This window comes from Amycolatopsis sp. BJA-103 (assembly GCF_002849735.1).
Classification (GTDB): domain Bacteria; phylum Actinomycetota; class Actinomycetes; order Mycobacteriales; family Pseudonocardiaceae; genus Amycolatopsis.
In genome coordinates this window covers 4,452,913-4,469,120 of record NZ_CP017780.1, presented here as the reverse complement: position 1 = coordinate 4,469,120, position 16,208 = coordinate 4,452,913, and the positions used below count along the sequence as shown (strand labels likewise).

Genomic DNA, 16,208 nt, shown 5'->3' with positions numbered 1-16,208 from the left:
CGTTTTTCCTTCTCGTGATCGGATCTCGATGACTTCACCTTTCGCTTTCCCCGGCGACTTCCGGCGCCTGTGGATCGGTCAGACGATCAGCGCGTTCGGAGACAAGGTCTCACGGGTGACGTTGCCGACGGTCGCGCTGCTCGGGCTCGGCGGGACCGCCTGGGACGTCGGACTGCTGGCCGCGTTGCGGTTCGTGCCGTTCGTGCTGATCGGTTCGGTGGCCGGTGTGTGGGTCGACCGGTTCCCGCGCCGCGGGACGATGATCTGGGCCGACGCCGGCAGGCTGGTGGCGATGGGGTCGATCCCGGCCGCGTATCTGTTCGGCGTGCTCACTCTCGGCCAGTTGTTCGTGGTCGCGGGGGTGGTCGGAGTGCTGACGGTCTTCTTCGAAGTCGCCGCGCAGTCGTATCTGCCGGTGCTGGCCGGACCGGACGGGATCGTGGCGGGCAACGAACGGTTGCAGACCTCCCGCGCGGTCGCCGAGGTCGGTGGCGCGGCCGCCGCGGGCGGGCTGATGCAGGTCCTCGGGACCGCGCTCGCGATCCTGGCCGACGCCTTGTCCTTCCTCGCTTCGCTGGTGTCATTGTTGCTGATGCGTCACCGCGAGCAGCCAGCCGTCAAGCCGCAGAAGCCGCGATCGGCGCTGGCGGAGGCCAAGGAAGGGCTGGCGGTGTTGCTGTCCGACTCTCGGCTGCGCAACCTCATGTCCGCGAGCACGACGGTGAACCTCGGCGTGGCGACGGCGACCGCTCTCGTGCTGGTTTTCGCCTACGACGACGGGAAGCTGAGTCCTGGCGCCGTCGGCCTCGCGTTCGCGATCGGCACGGTGGGCCTCATCCTGGGCGCGGTCTCCTCCGGCGCGATCGCCCGCAGGCTTACTCTCGGCCGGACGCTGGCGACCTCGATCCTGATGACCGGCCTGGGTTTCCTGCTGCTGCCCGCAGGCGGGCAGGGGGCCGCGCTCGCCATGTTGATCGTGAGTCAGTTCCTCATCGGTTTCGCCGACTCGGTGTTCAACATCCACGTGCTCAGCCTGGTCCAGCGCATCACGCCGCCGGAAATGATGGGCAGGGTCAACGGGACCGCGCTCTCGGTGGTCTTCGGCACCGGGACGCTCGGCGGCCTGGCCGCTGGCTTCGTCGGCACGGTCTTCGGCACCGTGCCCGGGTTGGTGCTGTCAGCCGGGATCATCTGCTGCGGCGCGGTGTTCGTCCTCGTCAACCCCTTGCGGACGATTCGGTCGGGAGCGGATGAGGAGGCGCTTCAGCGGTCCGGGGCGAGCGCCACCAGGGATAAGGAATCCCGAACAGCTTGTTGACCAGCACGGCGAGCAGCGCGATGAGGGCGACGCCCACCAGGACCGCGACGACCTGCGGAGCGGTGTGCAGGAGACCGAGCGCGATGATCAGGGTGGTCGCCCCGGCGGGTGGATGGGGAATCTCCAGCGCGGCCATCGCGGCGCAGGTGAGGCCCAGCGCGATCGCCGCCGCCCCGATCCTGGCCCAGGAAGGATGGGTCAGGTCCGGGGCGGCGGTCAGCAGCCCGGTGACGGCGAGGCCGGTGAGTCCCGCGAGGACACCGGCCAGGTGACCGAGCACCGTGTTGCGCGGGCTCGCGCCCGGCGCCCGCGGACTCGCGAACACCAGGAACGCGGTGGGCCCGAGCGAAGGGAACAGCAGGGGAGCGCCCGAAAGGATCGCGCAGAGGCCGATGAACACGATGCAGCCGAAGGAACTCAGCGCGACGTAGGCGGTGCGGCGGATCCTGGTCATTCCCAGCCACGGCGTGGGTTCCGGGTACCGACGCTGCCGGGGGCGCGTCGCCGGTAGACCACGTACGGGCGGAGCAGGTACCGCACCGGGGCGCTGAAAGCGTGCACCAGGCGGGAAAACGGCCACAGCGCGAACAACAGCATGCCCAGCGCGGTGTGCAGCCGGTAGTCCAGCGGCGCCGACGCCATCAGCTCCGGCTGGGGATCGAGGAGCAGGATGCCGCGGAACCAGGGCGCGACGGTCTCCCGGTAGTCGTATCCGCCGCGGACACCGTTGTCGACCAGCGTGGTCGCCAGCCCGGCGAGCATCACCAGCACGAGCACCACGTACATGTACTTGTCGCTGACCGAGGTGGCGCCGCGGACCGCGGGCACCCGGATCCGCCGCCACAGCAGGAGACCGAGCCCGCCGATCGCGACCAGCCCGGCGATACTGCCCATCCCGAGCGAGATCAGGTGGTAACCGTGCTCGTCGAGTCCGGCGAACTCGGTGACACCCTTCGGCACGAGCAGGCCGAGCACGTGCCCGCCGATGACCATCAGCAGTCCGATGTGGAACACCGGGCTGGCCACCCGCAGGAGCCGGGATTCGTGGAGCTGGCTCGACCGGCTCGTCCAGCCGAACTTGTCGTGGCGATACCGCCAGATCGTGCCGAACACCAGCAGGGCGATCGCCGCGTAGGGCGCGGCGCCCCACAACAGCAGGTCGAATCCGGAACTCATCGGCCACCTCCGGCGCCGGTGGGGAACGGGTCGAGGCCGACCAGTTCGGCGGGCGGCTCGGCGGGCAGCGGCGCGGGGACGGCGGGCAGGGTGGCCAGCACCGCGGCGACCGCGTCGCGATACGGGGTGTCCATAGTGGACAGGTTGCGGTGCAGGAGTTCCAGTGCGGGATGGAAGCGGGCGAGCACCTGCCCGGCCGCGTCCGGTTCCGCGGCGGCGGCGAACTCCAGGATCACGGGCAGGAAGTCCGGCAGTTCGTTCTCGGCGGGGGCGAACCCGTGGGTGCGGTAGAACCGGCGTACCGCGGCCAGCGTCTCCCCGCGGCGGCGGGTGTCGCCGTCGAGGAACCAGCTCAGATGCAGGGTCCGGCGGGGTTTCCTGTCGAAGACCTCGATGTAGTGCGAGGCCAGCTCGCCGGGTTCACCTTGTCCGAGATACGCCACCGTGCGGGAGAGTTCGTCGTGGCCGGGGCCGATGGTCTCGTCGAGGCAGGCGCGCAGCAGGCCGAGCTTGCCGAGGACGGCTTCGTCGGGATACTGCAGGCACCATCCGGCGATCTGGCGCAGTGCCGCGTGATCCCGGGAAGCCTTGGGACGGAGGAGTTTCACCGGTTTCGCCCCCGCAGGGTCGGGAACAACGCGTCCGGGCGGGCGCCGTCGTCCCAGCTGACCAGGTCCACTGTGGACTCGCCGCCGCCCATGCCGGGACCGCCGTCGACGTCGAGGCTGCACCGGGTGGCGATGCCCTCCAGATCGTGGGCCTGCCCGACACCCGCGGTGGGGATGACATAGCGTTCGTCGTACTTGGCCAGCGCGAGCAGCCGGTGCATGCCGAAGATCTGCTCCCCGGTGAGCCCGACGGAGGCGGGGATGTCCTCGTCCGTCTCCTGGCCGAGGTTCACCGCGCGCATGTAGGACCGCATCGCCGCCAGCCGCCGCAGGGACCGCCGGACCGGCCCGGTGTCGCCGGCGGTGAACAGTTCGGCCAGGTACTCGATCGGGATGCGCAGGGCGTCGATGGCGCCGAACAGGTTGTCGCGGTGCTCGCCGTCGTGACCGCTGCCGCTGACGGCGTCGACCACCGGCGACAGGGGCGGGATGTACCAGACCATCGGCATCGTGCGGTATTCCGGATGCAGCGGCAGCGCCAGCCGGTAGTCGTGGATCAGCTGGTACACCGGGGAACGCCGCGCCGCGGTGAGCCAGTCGTGCGGGACACCGGCCGCCTCGGCCGCCCGGATCACGGCGGGGTCGTGCGGATCGAGCAGCAGGTCGAGCTGCGCGGGGTAGAGGTCGTGCTCGTCGGCGACGGACGCGGCCTCGGTGACCTTGTCGGCGTCGTAGAGCAGGACACCGATGTAGCGCAGCCGCCCGACGCAGGTTTCCGCGCACACCGTCGGCTGCCCGGCTTCCACCCGCGGATAGCAGAAGGTGCACTTTTCGGCCTTGCCGGTCTTGTGGTTGAAGTAGACCTTCTTGTACGGACAGCCGGTGACGCACATCCGCCAGCCGCGGCACTGGTCCTGGTCGACCAGCACGATCCCGTCCTCTTCGCGTTTGTACATCGCGCCGGACGGGCAACTGGCCACACAGGACGGGTTGAGGCAGTGCTCGCAGATCCGCGGCAGGTAGAACATGAAGCTCTGCTCGAACTCGAACTTGATCTGGATGCCGAGTTCGTCGCGGAGCTTCTCGGCGATCGGGTCCTTGACGCCGTGCTCGGTGGAGCCGCCGAGATCGTCGTCCCAGTTCGGTCCCCAGGTGGGCTGGAGGGGTTCGCCGGTGATGGCCGACCGCGGCGCGGCGGTGGGCACGTCGTCACCGAGCGGCGCCTCGATCAGGGTGGCGTAGTCGTAGGTCCACGGCTCGTAGTAGTCGGAGATCTCCGGCAGATCCGGGTTGGCGAACAACTTCGCGAGCTTGCTCAGCCGTCCGCCCGCTCGCAGCCGGAGCCTGCCCTTCGCCGTCCGCTCCCAGCCGCCCTTCCAGCGCTCCTGATCCTCGTAGCGACGCGGATATCCCTGCCCCGGGCGGGTTTCCACGTTGTTGAACCAGGCGTACTCGGTGCCCGCCCGGTTGGTCCAGGCCTGCTTGCAGGTCACCGAACAGGTGTGGCAGCCGATGCACTTGTCGAGGTTCATCACCATGGCCAGCTGTGCCATGACCCGCATCAGTAACGCACCTCCTGGGAACGGCGGCGGATCACGGTGACCTCGTCGCGCTGATTGCCGGTGGGGCCCAGGTAGTTGAAACCGAAGGAGAGCTGGGCGTAGCCGCCGATGAGATGGGTGGGTTTGAGCAGCAGCCGGGTCAGCGAGTTGTGCGTGCCGCCGCGTTTGCCGGTGGCCTCGCTGCGCGGCACGTTTACCGCCCGATCCTGGGCGTGGTAAAGGAAAACGGTGCCCGCGGGCATCCGGTGGGAGACGATCGCGCGGGCCACCACGACGCCGTTGCGGTTGACCGCCTCGATCCAGTCGTTGTCCTTCGCGCCGATGGCCTCGGCGTCGGCCGGGCTCATCCAGATCCCCTGCCCGCCGCGGGACAGGGTGAGCATGTGCAGGTTGTCCTGGTAAGTCGAGTGGATCGACCATTTGCTGTGCGGGGTCAGATAGCGCACGGTGACCTCCGCGGCGTCCCCCGTCCCGCCGGAGAGATGCTGCGAGCCCAGCGGCGGCCGGTAGACCGGGAGCGCCTCGCCGAGTTCGTGCATCCAGTCGTGGTCGAGGAAGAAATGCTGACGGCCGGTGAGGGTATGCCAGGGTTTCCCGTGTTCGACGTTGATCACGAACGCCGAGTAGCGCCGTCCGCCGCTCTCGCTGCCGGACCATTCCGGGCTGGTGATCACCGCCGCCGGACGGGACCGGGTGTCGGCGAAGGTGATCTTCTTGCCTTCGTGCTCGGCGGAAAGATGCGCCAGCTCGGTGCCGACCCGTTTCTCGAGATCGCGGAAACCCTGGGTGGCCAGCCGCCCGTTGGTGGTGCCCGACAGGGCGAGCACGGCGTCCGCGGCCTTGATGTCGGTGTCTATCAGTGCTTGGCCCTGAGCGGCCCCGGTCATCGCGACGCCGTTCTTCGCGCGCAGCCAGTTCACCTCCTCGCCGACGTCGTAGGTGAGGCCCTTGCTGGTGGCGCCCAGTTTCTCCAGCAGCGGGCCGAGCGTGGCCAGTTTCGCCGCCACCGCCGGATAGTCGCGTTCGACGACGGTCAGCCGCGGCATGGTGACGCCCGGGATCGGCTCGACGTCGCCGTCACGCCAGTCACGCACGACTCCGCCCGGCTGCGCCGTTTCGCTCGGGGTGTCGTGCGTCATCGGGGTGGCGACGAGGTCCTTGCGCACGCCGAGATGCCGTTCGGCGAGTTCGCTGAACCGCTTCGCGATCGTGTGGAAGGCCTCGAAGTCGGTGCGGGTCTGCCACGGCGGATCGACGGCGGCGTTGAACGAATGCACGAAGGGATGCATGTCCGTCGACGAGAGATCGTGCTTTTCGTACCAGGTCGCCGCCGGCAGCACGAGATCCGCGAACAACGTGGTGCTGGTCATCCGGTAATCGATTGCCAGCATGAGATCCAACTTGCCGACCGGGGCGGTTTCGTGCCATTTCACGGATTTCGGCCGCGCGTCCGGCGGCGCCTCCTCGCCGCGCAGGTTCGCGTCGGTGCCGAGCAGGTGGCGCAGGAAGTACTCGTGGCCCTTGGCGGAGGAACCGAGCAGGTTGGACCGCCACACCGTGAGCACCCGGGGCCAGTTCTCCGGATCGTCCGGATCCTCGGCCGCGAATCCCAGCGTGCCTTCGCGGAGCTTGTCGGTGACGTGGCGGACCGGGTCGAGCCCGGCTTCCTCGGCCTCGTCGACCAGGTCGAGCGGGTTGCGGTCGAAAGTGGGGAACGACGGCATCCAGCCCAGCCGCGCCGACTGCGCGAGCGTGTCCGCGGCACTGGTCCCGGCGAGTTTCCCGGTCGCCAGTGGGGAAGTCAGCTCGTCGTTGCGCAGCGCGTCGTAACGCCATTGGCCGGTGTGCAGGTACCAATAGGCCGTCCCGATCATCTGCCGGGCGGGCCGCATCCAGTCCATCGCGCCCGCGAGGGTCTGGTGTCCGGTCAGCGGCCGCACCTTCTCCTGGCCGACGTAATGCGCCCAGCCGCCGCCGTTGCGGCCCTGGCAGCCGGTCATCGTCAGCAGCGCCAGGAAGGACCGGTAGATGGTGTCGGAGTGGAACCAGTGGTTGGTGCCCGCGCCCATCAGGATCATGCACCGGCCGCGGGACGCCTCGGCGGTCTCGGCGAACTCCCTGGCGATCCGGGCGACCCGCTCGGCCGGGACCGAGGTGATCTCCTGCTGCCACGCCGGGGTGCACGGTTCAGCCGGATCGTCGTAGCCGGACGGCCACCGGCCGGGGAGATCGCCGCGCCGCACGCCGTACTGCGCCATCAGCAGGTCGAACACCGTGGTGACCAGCCGTCCGCCGTGCTCCACGGCCGGTACTCCGCGCCGCAGGACGCCGTCGGTGTCGAACCGCGGGAGCAGCACCTCGACGCCCTCGTGACCGGGATCGGCGAGCAAGCTCAGGCGCGGAACGACATCGCCGAGGTCGAGGTTCCAGCTGCCCTGGTCGTGTTCGTTCCAGCGGAAGCCGACCGAGCCGTTGGGGACGACCGGTTCCCCGGTGCGGTCGTCGACCAGCACGGTCTTCCACCGCGGCTCGGCCGTCTCGGCTCCGAGATCCGCGGCGGTGAGGAACTTCGACGGTACGTACGCGCCGTCCCGTTCGGTCAGCGTGACCAGGAAGGGAAGGTCGGTGAAGCGGCTGACGTAGTCGGTGAAGTACGGAACCCGCCGTTCGGCGAAGAACTCGGTGAGGATGACGTGCCCCATGGCCATCGCCAGTGCGGCGTCGGTGCCGGGGTGCGGGGCCAGCCACTCGTCGGCGAACTTGGTGTTGTCGGCGTAGTCGGGGGAGACCACGACGACCTTCTGGCCGCGATAACGGGCCTCGGCCATCCAATGGGCGTCCGGTGTCCTGGTCACCGGGACGTTCGAGCCCCACATCATCAGGTACGCGGCGTCCCACCAGTCCGCGGACTCCGGCACGTCGGTCTGATCGCCGAACACCTGCGGCGAGGCCACCGGCAGATCGGCGTACCAGTCGTAGAAGGAGAGCATCGGGGCGCCGATCAGCGCCATGAACCGCGACCCGATCGCGTGCGAGACCATGGACATCGCCGGAATCGGCGAAAAGCCGGCGACCCGGTCCGGCCCGTAGCGCGAAATGGCGTGCACATGCGCGGCGGCCGCGATTTCCGCCGCTTCGTCCCAGCCGACCCGGACCAGTCCGCCCTTTCCCCTGGCACGCTGATAGGACAGTCGTTTCATCGGGTCGTCCATCACCGAAGCCCAAGCGACGACCGGGTCTCCGTGCTGTTTCAGCGCCTCTCGGTACATTTCCACCAGTACGCCTCGCGCGTACGGAAAACGTACCCGGGTCGGAGAATAGGAATACCACGAAAAGGAGGCGCCGCGAGGGCAGCCGCGCGGTTCGTACTCCGGTTTGTCGGGGCCGACGGAGGGATAATCCGGATCCTGGCTCTCCCACGTGATGATCCCGTCGGACACGTACACGTTCCAGCGGCAGGAACCCGTGCAGTTCACGCCGTGCGTGGACGGGACCACCTTGTCGTGGCTCCAGCGGTCACGGTAGAAAGCATCGGCTTCCCGGCCGCCGGTCAGGTGTACGGAGTGCAGATCCGCGGAACTCTCCGCGCGGGTCAGATAACGGCCCAGGCGGAGCAGGGCGGTGGTCGCCGCACCTTCGTCGTGGTGGTTTTCGGAGCCGTTTCCGTTGACTTTTCGTGGCGAGCGCACGCTCGCGACCTCCCGACTAAAGTCGTGAATGAGGCAGACAGCGCGAACAGGACGTGCCGAGTCTGTCCGGGGAACGAGTGCGATGCTAGCGGTATCGGCCGTCCATTGTCTTTCCGCGAAGGTGATCATGGGTGTTGATCACTCGAAAAGACCAGCAAGTAAATGTGCAGGTAATGGCGAGGTAAGTGTCCCGAGAAATTCGATTATTCCGTTCGGTCGGGCGATCGAAATGAGTTCCTGTGCGAATTCGCGGAACGGGGTGCCGGTGTGGCGCACGGATTCGGGGCCGGGCGAACCGGAAAACGTGGAAGAAGTATCACCGGGCGCCGGACAGGGCCGAAGGTATGTATAACGACCTATACCGGCGCGCTTCGGCCGACGTGTCCGGATGGCGGCCCGCCGCGTCCCCCGGCAAAATGAACCGGTGACGGAATCGGGGAGGGCCGGGAGCGGCGGTGTCGCGCTCGAGGGCACTGACGAAACGGCCGTGCTGGAGGTGTCCGGCGCGCTCGACCTCGCCCTCGCGCCCCGGCTGCGGCTGATGGTCGAACGGGCCTTCCGGCTGCGGCCCGCGGTCATGGTCGTCGATCTGACGGCGGTGGAGTTCCTGGCGTCGGCGGGGATGGCGGAGCTGGTCCGGGCGGACCGGCTGTGCGCGGGTGTCACCCAGGTCCGGGTCGTGGCGGGCAACCGGGTCGTGCTGCGGCCGCTGGAGCTGACCTGTTTGACCGACGAGCTGGCGGTCTATCCGACGAGGACAGCGGCGCTGGAGGCCTGATGGAGCCCGGTACCGACGTGGTCGCGGAGGTCGTCCGCCGGATCGCCGCCGGTGACCGAGAGGCCGTTTCCCCGCTCGTGGAACTCGTCGATCGCCTGCGTGCCGAGGCCGCGTTGCTCGACGGGCTGCACTCGGTCGGCAGGCGGCTGACTTCGCAGCTCGACATCGACCGGATCGTGCAGGACGCGACGGACTCCGCCACGAAGGCGACCGGGGCGGCGTTCGGCGCGTTCTTCTACAACCTCGTCGACCAGTTCGGCGAGTCCTACACCCTGTACACGCTGTCCGGGGTCCCCCGCGAGGCCTTCTCCCGGTTCCCGATGCCCCGCAACACCGAGATCTTCGCGCCCACCTTCGACGGCGTCCGCACGGTCCGCAGCGACGACATCACCGGGGATCCCTGCTTCGGCAAGAACCCGCCCTATCGCGGCATGCCGGAAGGGCACCTCCCGGTCCGCAGCTATCTCGCGGTGCCGGTGCTGAGCCCGACCAGCGGGAAGGTCCTCGGCGGGTTCTTCTTCGGCCACGCCGAACCCGGCCGCTTCACCGAACGGCACGAGTACCTCGCCGAAGGCATCGCGGGTTATTCCGCGATCGCGCTGGACAACGCCCGGCTGTACGAGCGGGAGCGCACCCTCGTCGCCGAACTGTCCCGCAGCATGCTGCCGGAGGTGCCCAGGATCCCCGGCCTGCGGATCATCACCCGCTACCTGCCCGCCGCCACCGGGATCAACGTCGGCGGCGACTGGTTCGACGTCATCCGGCTGCCGTCCGGGCGCACGGCGTTCGTGATCGGCGACGTCGTCGGGCACGGGGTGCCTGCGGCGACCGTGATGGGCCAGACCCGGACGGCCATCCGCGCCTACGCCCTGCTGGAACTGCGGCCGTCGGAACTGCTGCTCCGGGTCTCCCAGCTGACGGAGCCCGGTTTCGTCACCTGTTTCTACGCGGTCCACGACCCTGAGGACCACTCGCTGACCTACGCCAACGCCGGGCATCTGCCCGCCGTGCTGAGACATCCGGACGGCCGGATCGACCAGGTCGGCGAGGCGCTCGCACCGCCGCTGGGTGTCGGCTCCGCCTTCGCCGAGGAGCGGACCGATTTCCCGCCGGGCGCGGATCTGCTGCTGTACACCGACGGCCTGGTGGAGAGCCCCGCGAGGGACATCACGCTGGGCATCGAACGGCTGCTCGGCGCGTTCGCCGCGTACGGCGACCGGCTCGGCGACGCGGCCGCCTGGGACGACCTCATCGAGGAGATCACCCACAATCGCCACGACGACGACATCGCCGTGATCCACGTCCAGCACACGACAGGCGGCGAAGAATGAAGCACGTACCTGCCCCGGTCCCGCGGGAGTTCCGCGATCGGGTGCCCGCCGAACCGGGACGGCTCGTCGGGCTCCGTAAGCAGCTCACGGGATGGCTCGCCGGCCTCGGCGTCGACGGGGAACGGCAGGAGGACATCGTCCTGGCGAGCAACGAAGCACTGGCCAACTCCGCCGAACACGCCTACCGGGGCGGCGCGGACGGCGTCATCGACATCCACGCCACCGCCGTCAGTGACGAGATCAGGATCGTCGTCACCGACTACGGGGCCTGGAAGCCCGCGGACCCGGCCGACACGATCCGCGGCCGCGGCCTGTTGCTGATCGACCGCCTGGCCGACCACGCCGAGTGCGAATACCGGGGCGACGGCACCACGGTGACCATGACCTGGACGAGCCTCCCCGAAGGAGCGAGATGACCACCGAAATCGAGCGGGCGGCGCACGCCTACTGCCCCGTGTGCACTCCGGATCCCGGCCGCGGCGACCAGGTCACCGCGCTCTGCGGGGCCACCCACCCCTTCTGGGGCCGTCGTGAGCGGCCGGTGAACAACTGCCCGTCGTGCGAAGCCCTGGCCGCGGGCACGGTCTACCCGTGTGGTCACACGGGTGGCGAGCGATGACGCGATGATCGTTAAAGTTCGCGGCATTCGGGGTACTAGGTCCTCGCGAGTCCCCCACGGGTAGCAAAGAACTTGGAGGTCCCCGTGTCCACCGATCAGGCATCCTCCGCCGGCGCCAAGGTCGAAGTACTGACCCTGGACGTGAGCGGCGACCTGAGCGAGCTGGCCAGGGTGCGGGCTTGGGCGCGCGCGGAACTGCGTGACGTCACCGAAGAGGACCTCACGGACACGATCCTGGTGCTGGACGAACTGGTGTCCAACGCGGTGCGGCACGGGAATCCGCCGCGTCAGGTGCGGCTGCTGCGACTGCCTGGCCGCCTGCGCATCGAGGTCGACGACTCGGGCAAGGCGCCCGCCACCCCGCGTCCGCCTTCGGACACCGGGGGCCGCGGCCTCGCCCTCATCGACGCCTGCACCACCCTGTGGGGCCAGGAGCACCGCGAAGACGGCAAGACCGTGTGGGCCGAGCTGACCCGGTCCTGACGAAGTCAAACGTGTCCGGCGCCACGCGAACCGGTCGTTTCGAGCCCGGTCCGACGGGTATCCGGAAGCAGCGGACGACAACGAATGGAGGCCCGATGAACGACAAGGCCGAAAACAAGGTCGACGAACTCAAGGGCAAGGCTAAGGAAGCCGTCGGGAACGCGACGGACAACGAGCAGTGGCAGGCCGAAGGCAAGGCCGAGCAGGGCAAGGCCAACGTCAAGCAGGCCGGCGAGAAGCTCAAGGACGCCGTGAAGGGCGTCAAGGACTGACTTCGCGACTGAAAAGGGGCCTGCCTTCGGGTGGGCCCCTTTTTCGTGCGCGGGGCTGCCTCGGTCGGGTGGGTCGTGAGTGGCGATTCGGGTTCTAGTGGACCCATATTTGTCTACCCACGGGATCCTGACGTCGTCTCGGTGGGGCTTGTAGAGCTTGTTCTGGATGGTGATGTGGGTGAGTGGGGAAGATCTGGGACGTTGAACGTCTCAAATCTTCCCCACTCGGCTGCCGTCCGCGGGGTGGTGGGGTGGCACGGTCTTGATCAACGGAGGATCGGGGACGTTGAGTGTCCCCGATCCTCCGTTGATCAAGCTCCGAGACCGGAACCCCCGCCTCGACGATGAAGGAATCGGGACACTCAACGTCCCGATTCCTTCATCGTCGACACCTGGCACGCGCGTGAGCCGCCACCCCGTAGTGGTCAGGTGGTCGTTGTGAACCGAGTGTGGAGGATTTAGGACGTTGAGCGTCCCGAATCCTCCACACTCGAACCCTGCCGCGGCGAGATTCCGGTGTCATCGAGCCCCGAGACCAGAGCGACCCCCTCGACTACCGCACCTCACCTTCGCCCTGGTCACGCGTAGGTAGGCAGATACCGGTCCGCTCTAACCCGAATCGCCACTCACGACCCACCCGACCCACCCGGTCACCGCAGCTCCCACACTCGCCGGGCTGCCTCGGCCGGCCCCTGCGGTACGGTCCGGCTCATGGAGTTCCGGGATTTCGACGGTGTCAGGGTCCGGCGGCCGTCGGTCGAGCGGGACGAGCTCGCGAGCGAGCGGGCAGTGTTCGACGGCGACTTCGATTTCGACACCGTCCACCTCGACGGCGGTGAGCAGGACGGGGTCCGCGGGGCCGGGGAGATCGCGCACTGCCTCGTCTCGGAGGTGAACCTGGCGAACGCCCGGCTCGGCAGGCTGACGCTGTCCGACGTGATCCTCGAAGGCGTCGACCTGTCCAACGCCGCGATCCGCGAACTGACCGCGCGCCGCGTCGAGATCCTTCGCAGCCGGGCGATCGGGCTGGGTGTGTCGATCACGTCCGCCACCGATCTGTACGTCGAGAACGCGCAGTTCGACTACGCCTCGGTGGTGGTCGAGCGGGTGAAGGGCGCCGCCGTGTTCTCCGGATGTTCTTTCCGGGAAACGGTGTTCTCCGGCGACCTGTCCCGATTGACCTTTGTGGACTGTCAGTTCACCGACACGGAATTCGCCGCGACCGGCGCGGCGGGCTGCGATCTCCGCGGCTCGCGCTTGTCCGGCGTGCGGGGGCTGCTCACCCTGAGCGGAGCGAAGATCACCAGTGAACAAGCCGTCTCGATCGCGGGGATCCTCGCGGCCGAGAGCGGCTTGTCGGTCATCGGCTGACGCGGTTCACCCCTCGGGATAGAAGACGAAGAGCGTGCATCCCGTCGCCGACGCGGGCACGTGCCACGAACCGGCCGGAGCGTGCAGGAAGGTTCCCGCCGGATAGTCGCGCGCGCCGTCGTTGAACGTGCCGGAGACGACGTAGACCTCCTCGGGTCCCGGTTCGTGGACGTCGCGACGCGGCCACGAGGTGCCGGGGTCCATTTCCAGCACGTTGGCCTGCGCCCCGTTCGCGCCTGTCCACAAAGGACGAATACGGATTCCGGGGAAGAGCTCGCGGACGGGGGATTCCTTGACGGAGACGGAAGTGTAGCCCTCTTGGGCGAGGATTTCGGGGTGCATGAACCCCAGGTTCCGCGATCGGCGGGCCGTCGGACAGTGTCCGATAAGACACCATGGGGTACTTTTCTGCCATGCATCGCGTGAGGGCACTGGTGCGGCCGGTGCAGTCGACGTTCGAACTCGGTATCGCCGCCGAGGTCTTCGGCACGGAACGGGCCGGGGTGCCGCGGTACTACGAATTCGACGTCTGCACGGAGAAACCCGGCCCGGTGCCGACCACCGCCGGGTACGCGATGTCCGTGACACGCGGCCTTTCCGCGCTGGCGGAGGCGGACACCGTGCTCATCCCGGGCTGGACTCCGGTGGAGGCACCGTTGCCGGACGCCGTGCGCCGGGCGCTTCTTCGCGCGCATGCCAGGGGCGCGCGGCTCGTCACGATCTGTTCCGGCGTTTTCGCGCTGGCCCGCACCGGGTTGCTGGACGGCAGGGCGGCGACCACGCACTGGGCGCGCGCCGCCCGGCTGCAGGAGGAGTTCCCCGAGGTGCGCGTGGAACCGGACGTGCTCTACGTGGACCACGGCGACGTCGCCACGAGCGCCGGGGCGGGCGCGGGGATCGACCTCTGCCTGCACCTCGTCCGGCGAGACCACGGGGCCGCGCACGCCGCGCTCGTCGCACGGCACATGGTGATGCCGCCGCATCGGGACGGCGGTCAGGCGCAGTTCGTCCCGTCCCCGCCGCCCGACGACGAGCTGGACGGCCTCCTCGAGTGGGCGGGCGCGCGTCTCGGGACATCGTTGTCGGTGGGCGAGCTGGCCGCGCACGTCAATGTCTCGCCCCGCACCCTGGCCCGCCGGTTCGCCGATCGGCTCGGCACCACGCCGGGCGCCTGGCTGCTGGCGCGCAGGGTGACCGAGGCGCGCACCCTGCTGGAGGAGACCGGACTTCCGGTGGAGGCGATCGCGGCCCGCGTCGGCCTGACGTCGGCCGTCAACCTCCGCCGCCGTTTCCGCGACCAGGTCGGTACGACACCGGGCGCGTACCGGCGCGCGTTCCGGGGCCCGGTTTCGCCTTGAGCGGAACAGCGCGCACGGGCCCCGGCCCGAATGTCACGATGACCGTATGGCGGACATCCTCCCTTTCCACCCGAAGCGCGCCTCCACCGCGGACAGCGAGCCGGAACCGCTGTGGCGTGACGTGCTGGGCCGGAGCCTGCGCGCGGCGAGGGAAGAACAGGGCGGCCGTCTCATCGACGTCGCGGAACGCGCCGGCATCTCGCCGCAGTACCTCTCGGAGATCGAGCGCGGCCGCAAAGAGCCTTCCAGCGAAATGATCGCCGCGGTCACCGGCGCGCTCGGGATCGACCTGGCGGATCTCCTCTTCGGTATCGCGGGCACGGTCCGGCGGGGCGGCGGCACGGGCCTCGCGGTCGGCCGCCGTCCGTCGGGACCCGTGCTGATGGCCGCCTAGAACACGGCTCAGGCCCGGCTGTCGAGGACCTGGTCCGCGAGCCCGTAGGCGACGGCGCCCGCCGCGTCGAACACGCGGTCCCGGTCGGTGTCGTGCCGGAGATCCGAGACGGCGCGGCCGGTGTGCGCGGAAAGGATCTCCTCCAGCTGCGTCCGCACGCGCACGACCTCGTCGGCCTGGAGGATGAGGTCCGGGATGGTGCCGCGACCCTGCGCGGCCGGCTGGTGCAGCACCACGCGGGTGTGGGGCAGCACGAACCGGTGCCCGGCCTCGCCCGCGGCCAGCAGGATGGCGCCCGCGGCCACGGCCTGCCCGACGCAGGTCGTCGCCACCGGCGCCTTGATGAAGCGCATGGTGTCGTACAACGCGAGCATCGCCGACGGATCGCCGCCCTCGGTGTTGATGTAGAGGTTGATCTCCTGCTCGGGGTTGTCCGCCTCCAGGTAGAGCAGCTGCGTGATCAGCGCGTTCGCCACGCCGGAGTCGATCGCGGTCCCGAGGTAGATGATCCGCTCGGACAGCAGATGCGAGTAGACGTCCATGATCCGCTCGCCCGCGGGACTGCGGGAGATGACGTTGGGGATGGTGTAGGTGCTCATGCGCCGGCACCCCTTTCCGAGCCGAGGCCGAGTCTGTGGGTGCGCACGGGAACGACCTGGTCGAGGCTCTCGACGACGTGGTCGATGAAGCCGTATTCGCGGGCCTGCCCGGTGGTGAACCAGCGGTCGTGCAGGGAATCGGCGAAGATCCGGTCGATGGGCTGCCCGGTGTCTTCGGCGATGAGGCCGAGCACGGTGTCGCGCGTGTAGCGCAGATCGTCCGCCTGCACCTCCACTTCGACGGCCGAGCCGCCGATGCCCGCCGAACCCTGGTGCATCAGGATCCGCGCGTGCGGCAGGGCGAACCGTTTGCCCGGGGTGCCCGCGGAGAGCAGGAACTGCCCCGCGCTGCACGCCAGGCCCAGCGCGAGGGTGGCGACATCGCACGGCACGAGGCGCATGACGTCGCGGATGGCCAGCATCGAAGGGACCGAGCCACCCGGCGAGTGGATCCACAACGCGATGTCCTTGCGGGGATCCTCGCTCGCCAGCGACAGCAGCTGGGTGGTGAGCACCGTCCCGTTGTCGTCGTCGAGCGGGCCGTCGAGGACCAGGACACGCTGGCTGAAGAACCGTTCCCGGAGTCGTTGGTCGAAGAGTGGTTGCTTCTCGTGGTCGGTCATGCCCCGACCATGCCGCCGGGGACCCGT

18 protein-coding genes are annotated in these 16,208 nt (G+C 69.0%); 10 read left to right on the top strand and 8 right to left on the bottom strand.

The window, feature by feature from the left end; all coding sequences use genetic code 11:
• Nucleotides 1–28: 28 nt before the first annotated feature.
• Nucleotides 29–1,318, top strand: a complete 1,290-nt coding sequence (locus BKN51_RS19205; RefSeq protein WP_101608957.1) for an MFS transporter — start codon at nucleotides 29–31, stop codon at nucleotides 1,316–1,318.
• On the opposite strand, the gene BKN51_RS19200 is transcribed toward BKN51_RS19205, so the two are convergent.
• The 5 genes from BKN51_RS19200 to BKN51_RS19180 are packed head-to-tail and all read right to left on the bottom strand — an operon-like array spanning nucleotide 1,218 to nucleotide 8,353.
• Nucleotides 1,218–1,772, bottom strand: a complete 555-nt coding sequence (locus BKN51_RS19200) for an HPP family protein (RefSeq protein WP_101608956.1) — start codon at nucleotides 1,770–1,772, stop codon at nucleotides 1,218–1,220. The genes BKN51_RS19205 and BKN51_RS19200 overlap by 101 nt on opposite strands.
• Entirely contained in the window at nucleotides 1,769–2,494 is a 726-nt protein-coding gene (narI, locus tag BKN51_RS19195; protein ID WP_101608955.1) for a respiratory nitrate reductase subunit gamma, read from the bottom strand. Before narI ends, BKN51_RS19200 begins: the two co-directional genes overlap by 4 nt.
• On the bottom strand, nucleotides 2,491–3,102 hold the full coding sequence (gene narJ / locus BKN51_RS19190; protein ID WP_101608954.1) for a nitrate reductase molybdenum cofactor assembly chaperone: 612 nt from the start codon (nucleotides 3,100–3,102) through the stop codon (nucleotides 2,491–2,493). Before narJ ends, narI begins: the two co-directional genes overlap by 4 nt.
• Nucleotides 3,099–4,664 carry a nitrate reductase subunit beta gene (narH, locus tag BKN51_RS19185; RefSeq protein WP_101608953.1) on the bottom strand — a complete coding sequence of 522 codons (1,566 nt, stop codon included), beginning with the start codon at nucleotides 4,662–4,664 and terminating at the stop codon, nucleotides 3,099–3,101. Before narH ends, narJ begins: the two co-directional genes overlap by 4 nt.
• On the bottom strand, nucleotides 4,664–8,353 hold the full coding sequence (locus BKN51_RS19180; RefSeq protein ID WP_101608952.1) for a nitrate reductase subunit alpha: 3,690 nt from the start codon (nucleotides 8,351–8,353) through the stop codon (nucleotides 4,664–4,666). The genes narH and BKN51_RS19180 overlap by 1 nt, the downstream gene beginning before the upstream one ends.
• 424 nt (nucleotides 8,354–8,777) lie before the next feature.
• Between BKN51_RS19180 and BKN51_RS19175 the strand changes: the two genes are divergently transcribed.
• From BKN51_RS19175 to BKN51_RS19145, 7 genes are all read left to right on the top strand, one after another.
• Entirely contained in the window at nucleotides 8,778–9,131 is a 354-nt protein-coding gene (locus BKN51_RS19175; RefSeq protein WP_233224217.1) for an STAS domain-containing protein, read from the top strand.
• Nucleotides 9,131–10,462, top strand: a complete 1,332-nt coding sequence (locus BKN51_RS19170) for a PP2C family protein-serine/threonine phosphatase (RefSeq protein ID WP_101608950.1) — start codon at nucleotides 9,131–9,133, stop codon at nucleotides 10,460–10,462. Before BKN51_RS19175 ends, BKN51_RS19170 begins: the two co-directional genes overlap by 1 nt.
• Nucleotides 10,459–10,878: an ATP-binding protein gene (locus BKN51_RS19165; RefSeq protein WP_101608949.1), complete on the top strand. Its 420-nt coding sequence runs from the start codon at nucleotides 10,459–10,461 to the stop codon at nucleotides 10,876–10,878. The genes BKN51_RS19170 and BKN51_RS19165 overlap by 4 nt, the downstream gene beginning before the upstream one ends.
• Entirely contained in the window at nucleotides 10,875–11,081 is a 207-nt protein-coding gene (locus BKN51_RS19160; RefSeq protein WP_101608948.1) for a hypothetical protein, read from the top strand. The genes BKN51_RS19165 and BKN51_RS19160 overlap by 4 nt, the downstream gene beginning before the upstream one ends.
• A gap of 84 nt (nucleotides 11,082–11,165) precedes the next feature.
• Entirely contained in the window at nucleotides 11,166–11,564 is a 399-nt protein-coding gene (locus tag BKN51_RS19155) for an ATP-binding protein (protein ID WP_101608947.1), read from the top strand.
• A gap of 95 nt (nucleotides 11,565–11,659) precedes the next feature.
• Entirely contained in the window at nucleotides 11,660–11,836 is a 177-nt protein-coding gene (locus tag BKN51_RS19150; RefSeq protein WP_101608946.1) for a CsbD family protein, read from the top strand.
• Between the two features lie 711 nt (nucleotides 11,837–12,547).
• Nucleotides 12,548–13,207, top strand: coding sequence for a pentapeptide repeat-containing protein (locus BKN51_RS19145; protein ID WP_101608945.1), 660 nt, complete (start codon nucleotides 12,548–12,550; stop codon nucleotides 13,205–13,207).
• Between the two features lie 6 nt (nucleotides 13,208–13,213).
• Here the strand turns inward: BKN51_RS19145 and BKN51_RS19140 are convergent, their stop codons facing one another.
• Entirely contained in the window at nucleotides 13,214–13,549 is a 336-nt protein-coding gene (locus tag BKN51_RS19140) for a cupin domain-containing protein (RefSeq protein ID WP_101608944.1), read from the bottom strand.
• Nucleotides 13,550–13,620: 71 nt separating this feature from the next.
• On the opposite strand from BKN51_RS19140, the gene BKN51_RS19135 reads away from it, so the two are divergent.
• Both BKN51_RS19135 and BKN51_RS19130 read left to right on the top strand, forming a co-directional pair.
• Complete coding sequence (locus BKN51_RS19135; RefSeq protein ID WP_101608943.1) at nucleotides 13,621–14,565, top strand: GlxA family transcriptional regulator; 945 nt, start codon at nucleotides 13,621–13,623, stop codon at nucleotides 14,563–14,565.
• A 46-nt stretch (nucleotides 14,566–14,611) separates the two neighbouring features.
• Nucleotides 14,612–14,959, top strand: coding sequence for a helix-turn-helix domain-containing protein (locus BKN51_RS19130; protein WP_101608942.1), 348 nt, complete (start codon nucleotides 14,612–14,614; stop codon nucleotides 14,957–14,959).
• Between the two features lie 8 nt (nucleotides 14,960–14,967).
• Here BKN51_RS19130 and BKN51_RS19125 read toward each other — a convergent pair whose 3' ends face one another.
• Together BKN51_RS19125 and BKN51_RS19120 are read right to left on the bottom strand one after the other, a co-directional pair.
• Nucleotides 14,968–15,558 (bottom strand): ClpP family protease, encoded by a 591-nt coding sequence (locus BKN51_RS19125; protein ID WP_101608941.1) that lies wholly within the window; start codon nucleotides 15,556–15,558, stop codon nucleotides 14,968–14,970.
• Nucleotides 15,555–16,181 carry a ClpP family protease gene (locus tag BKN51_RS19120; protein WP_101608940.1) on the bottom strand — a complete coding sequence of 209 codons (627 nt, stop codon included), beginning with the start codon at nucleotides 16,179–16,181 and terminating at the stop codon, nucleotides 15,555–15,557. The genes BKN51_RS19125 and BKN51_RS19120 overlap by 4 nt, the downstream gene beginning before the upstream one ends.
• Nucleotides 16,182–16,208 lie beyond the last annotated feature (27 nt).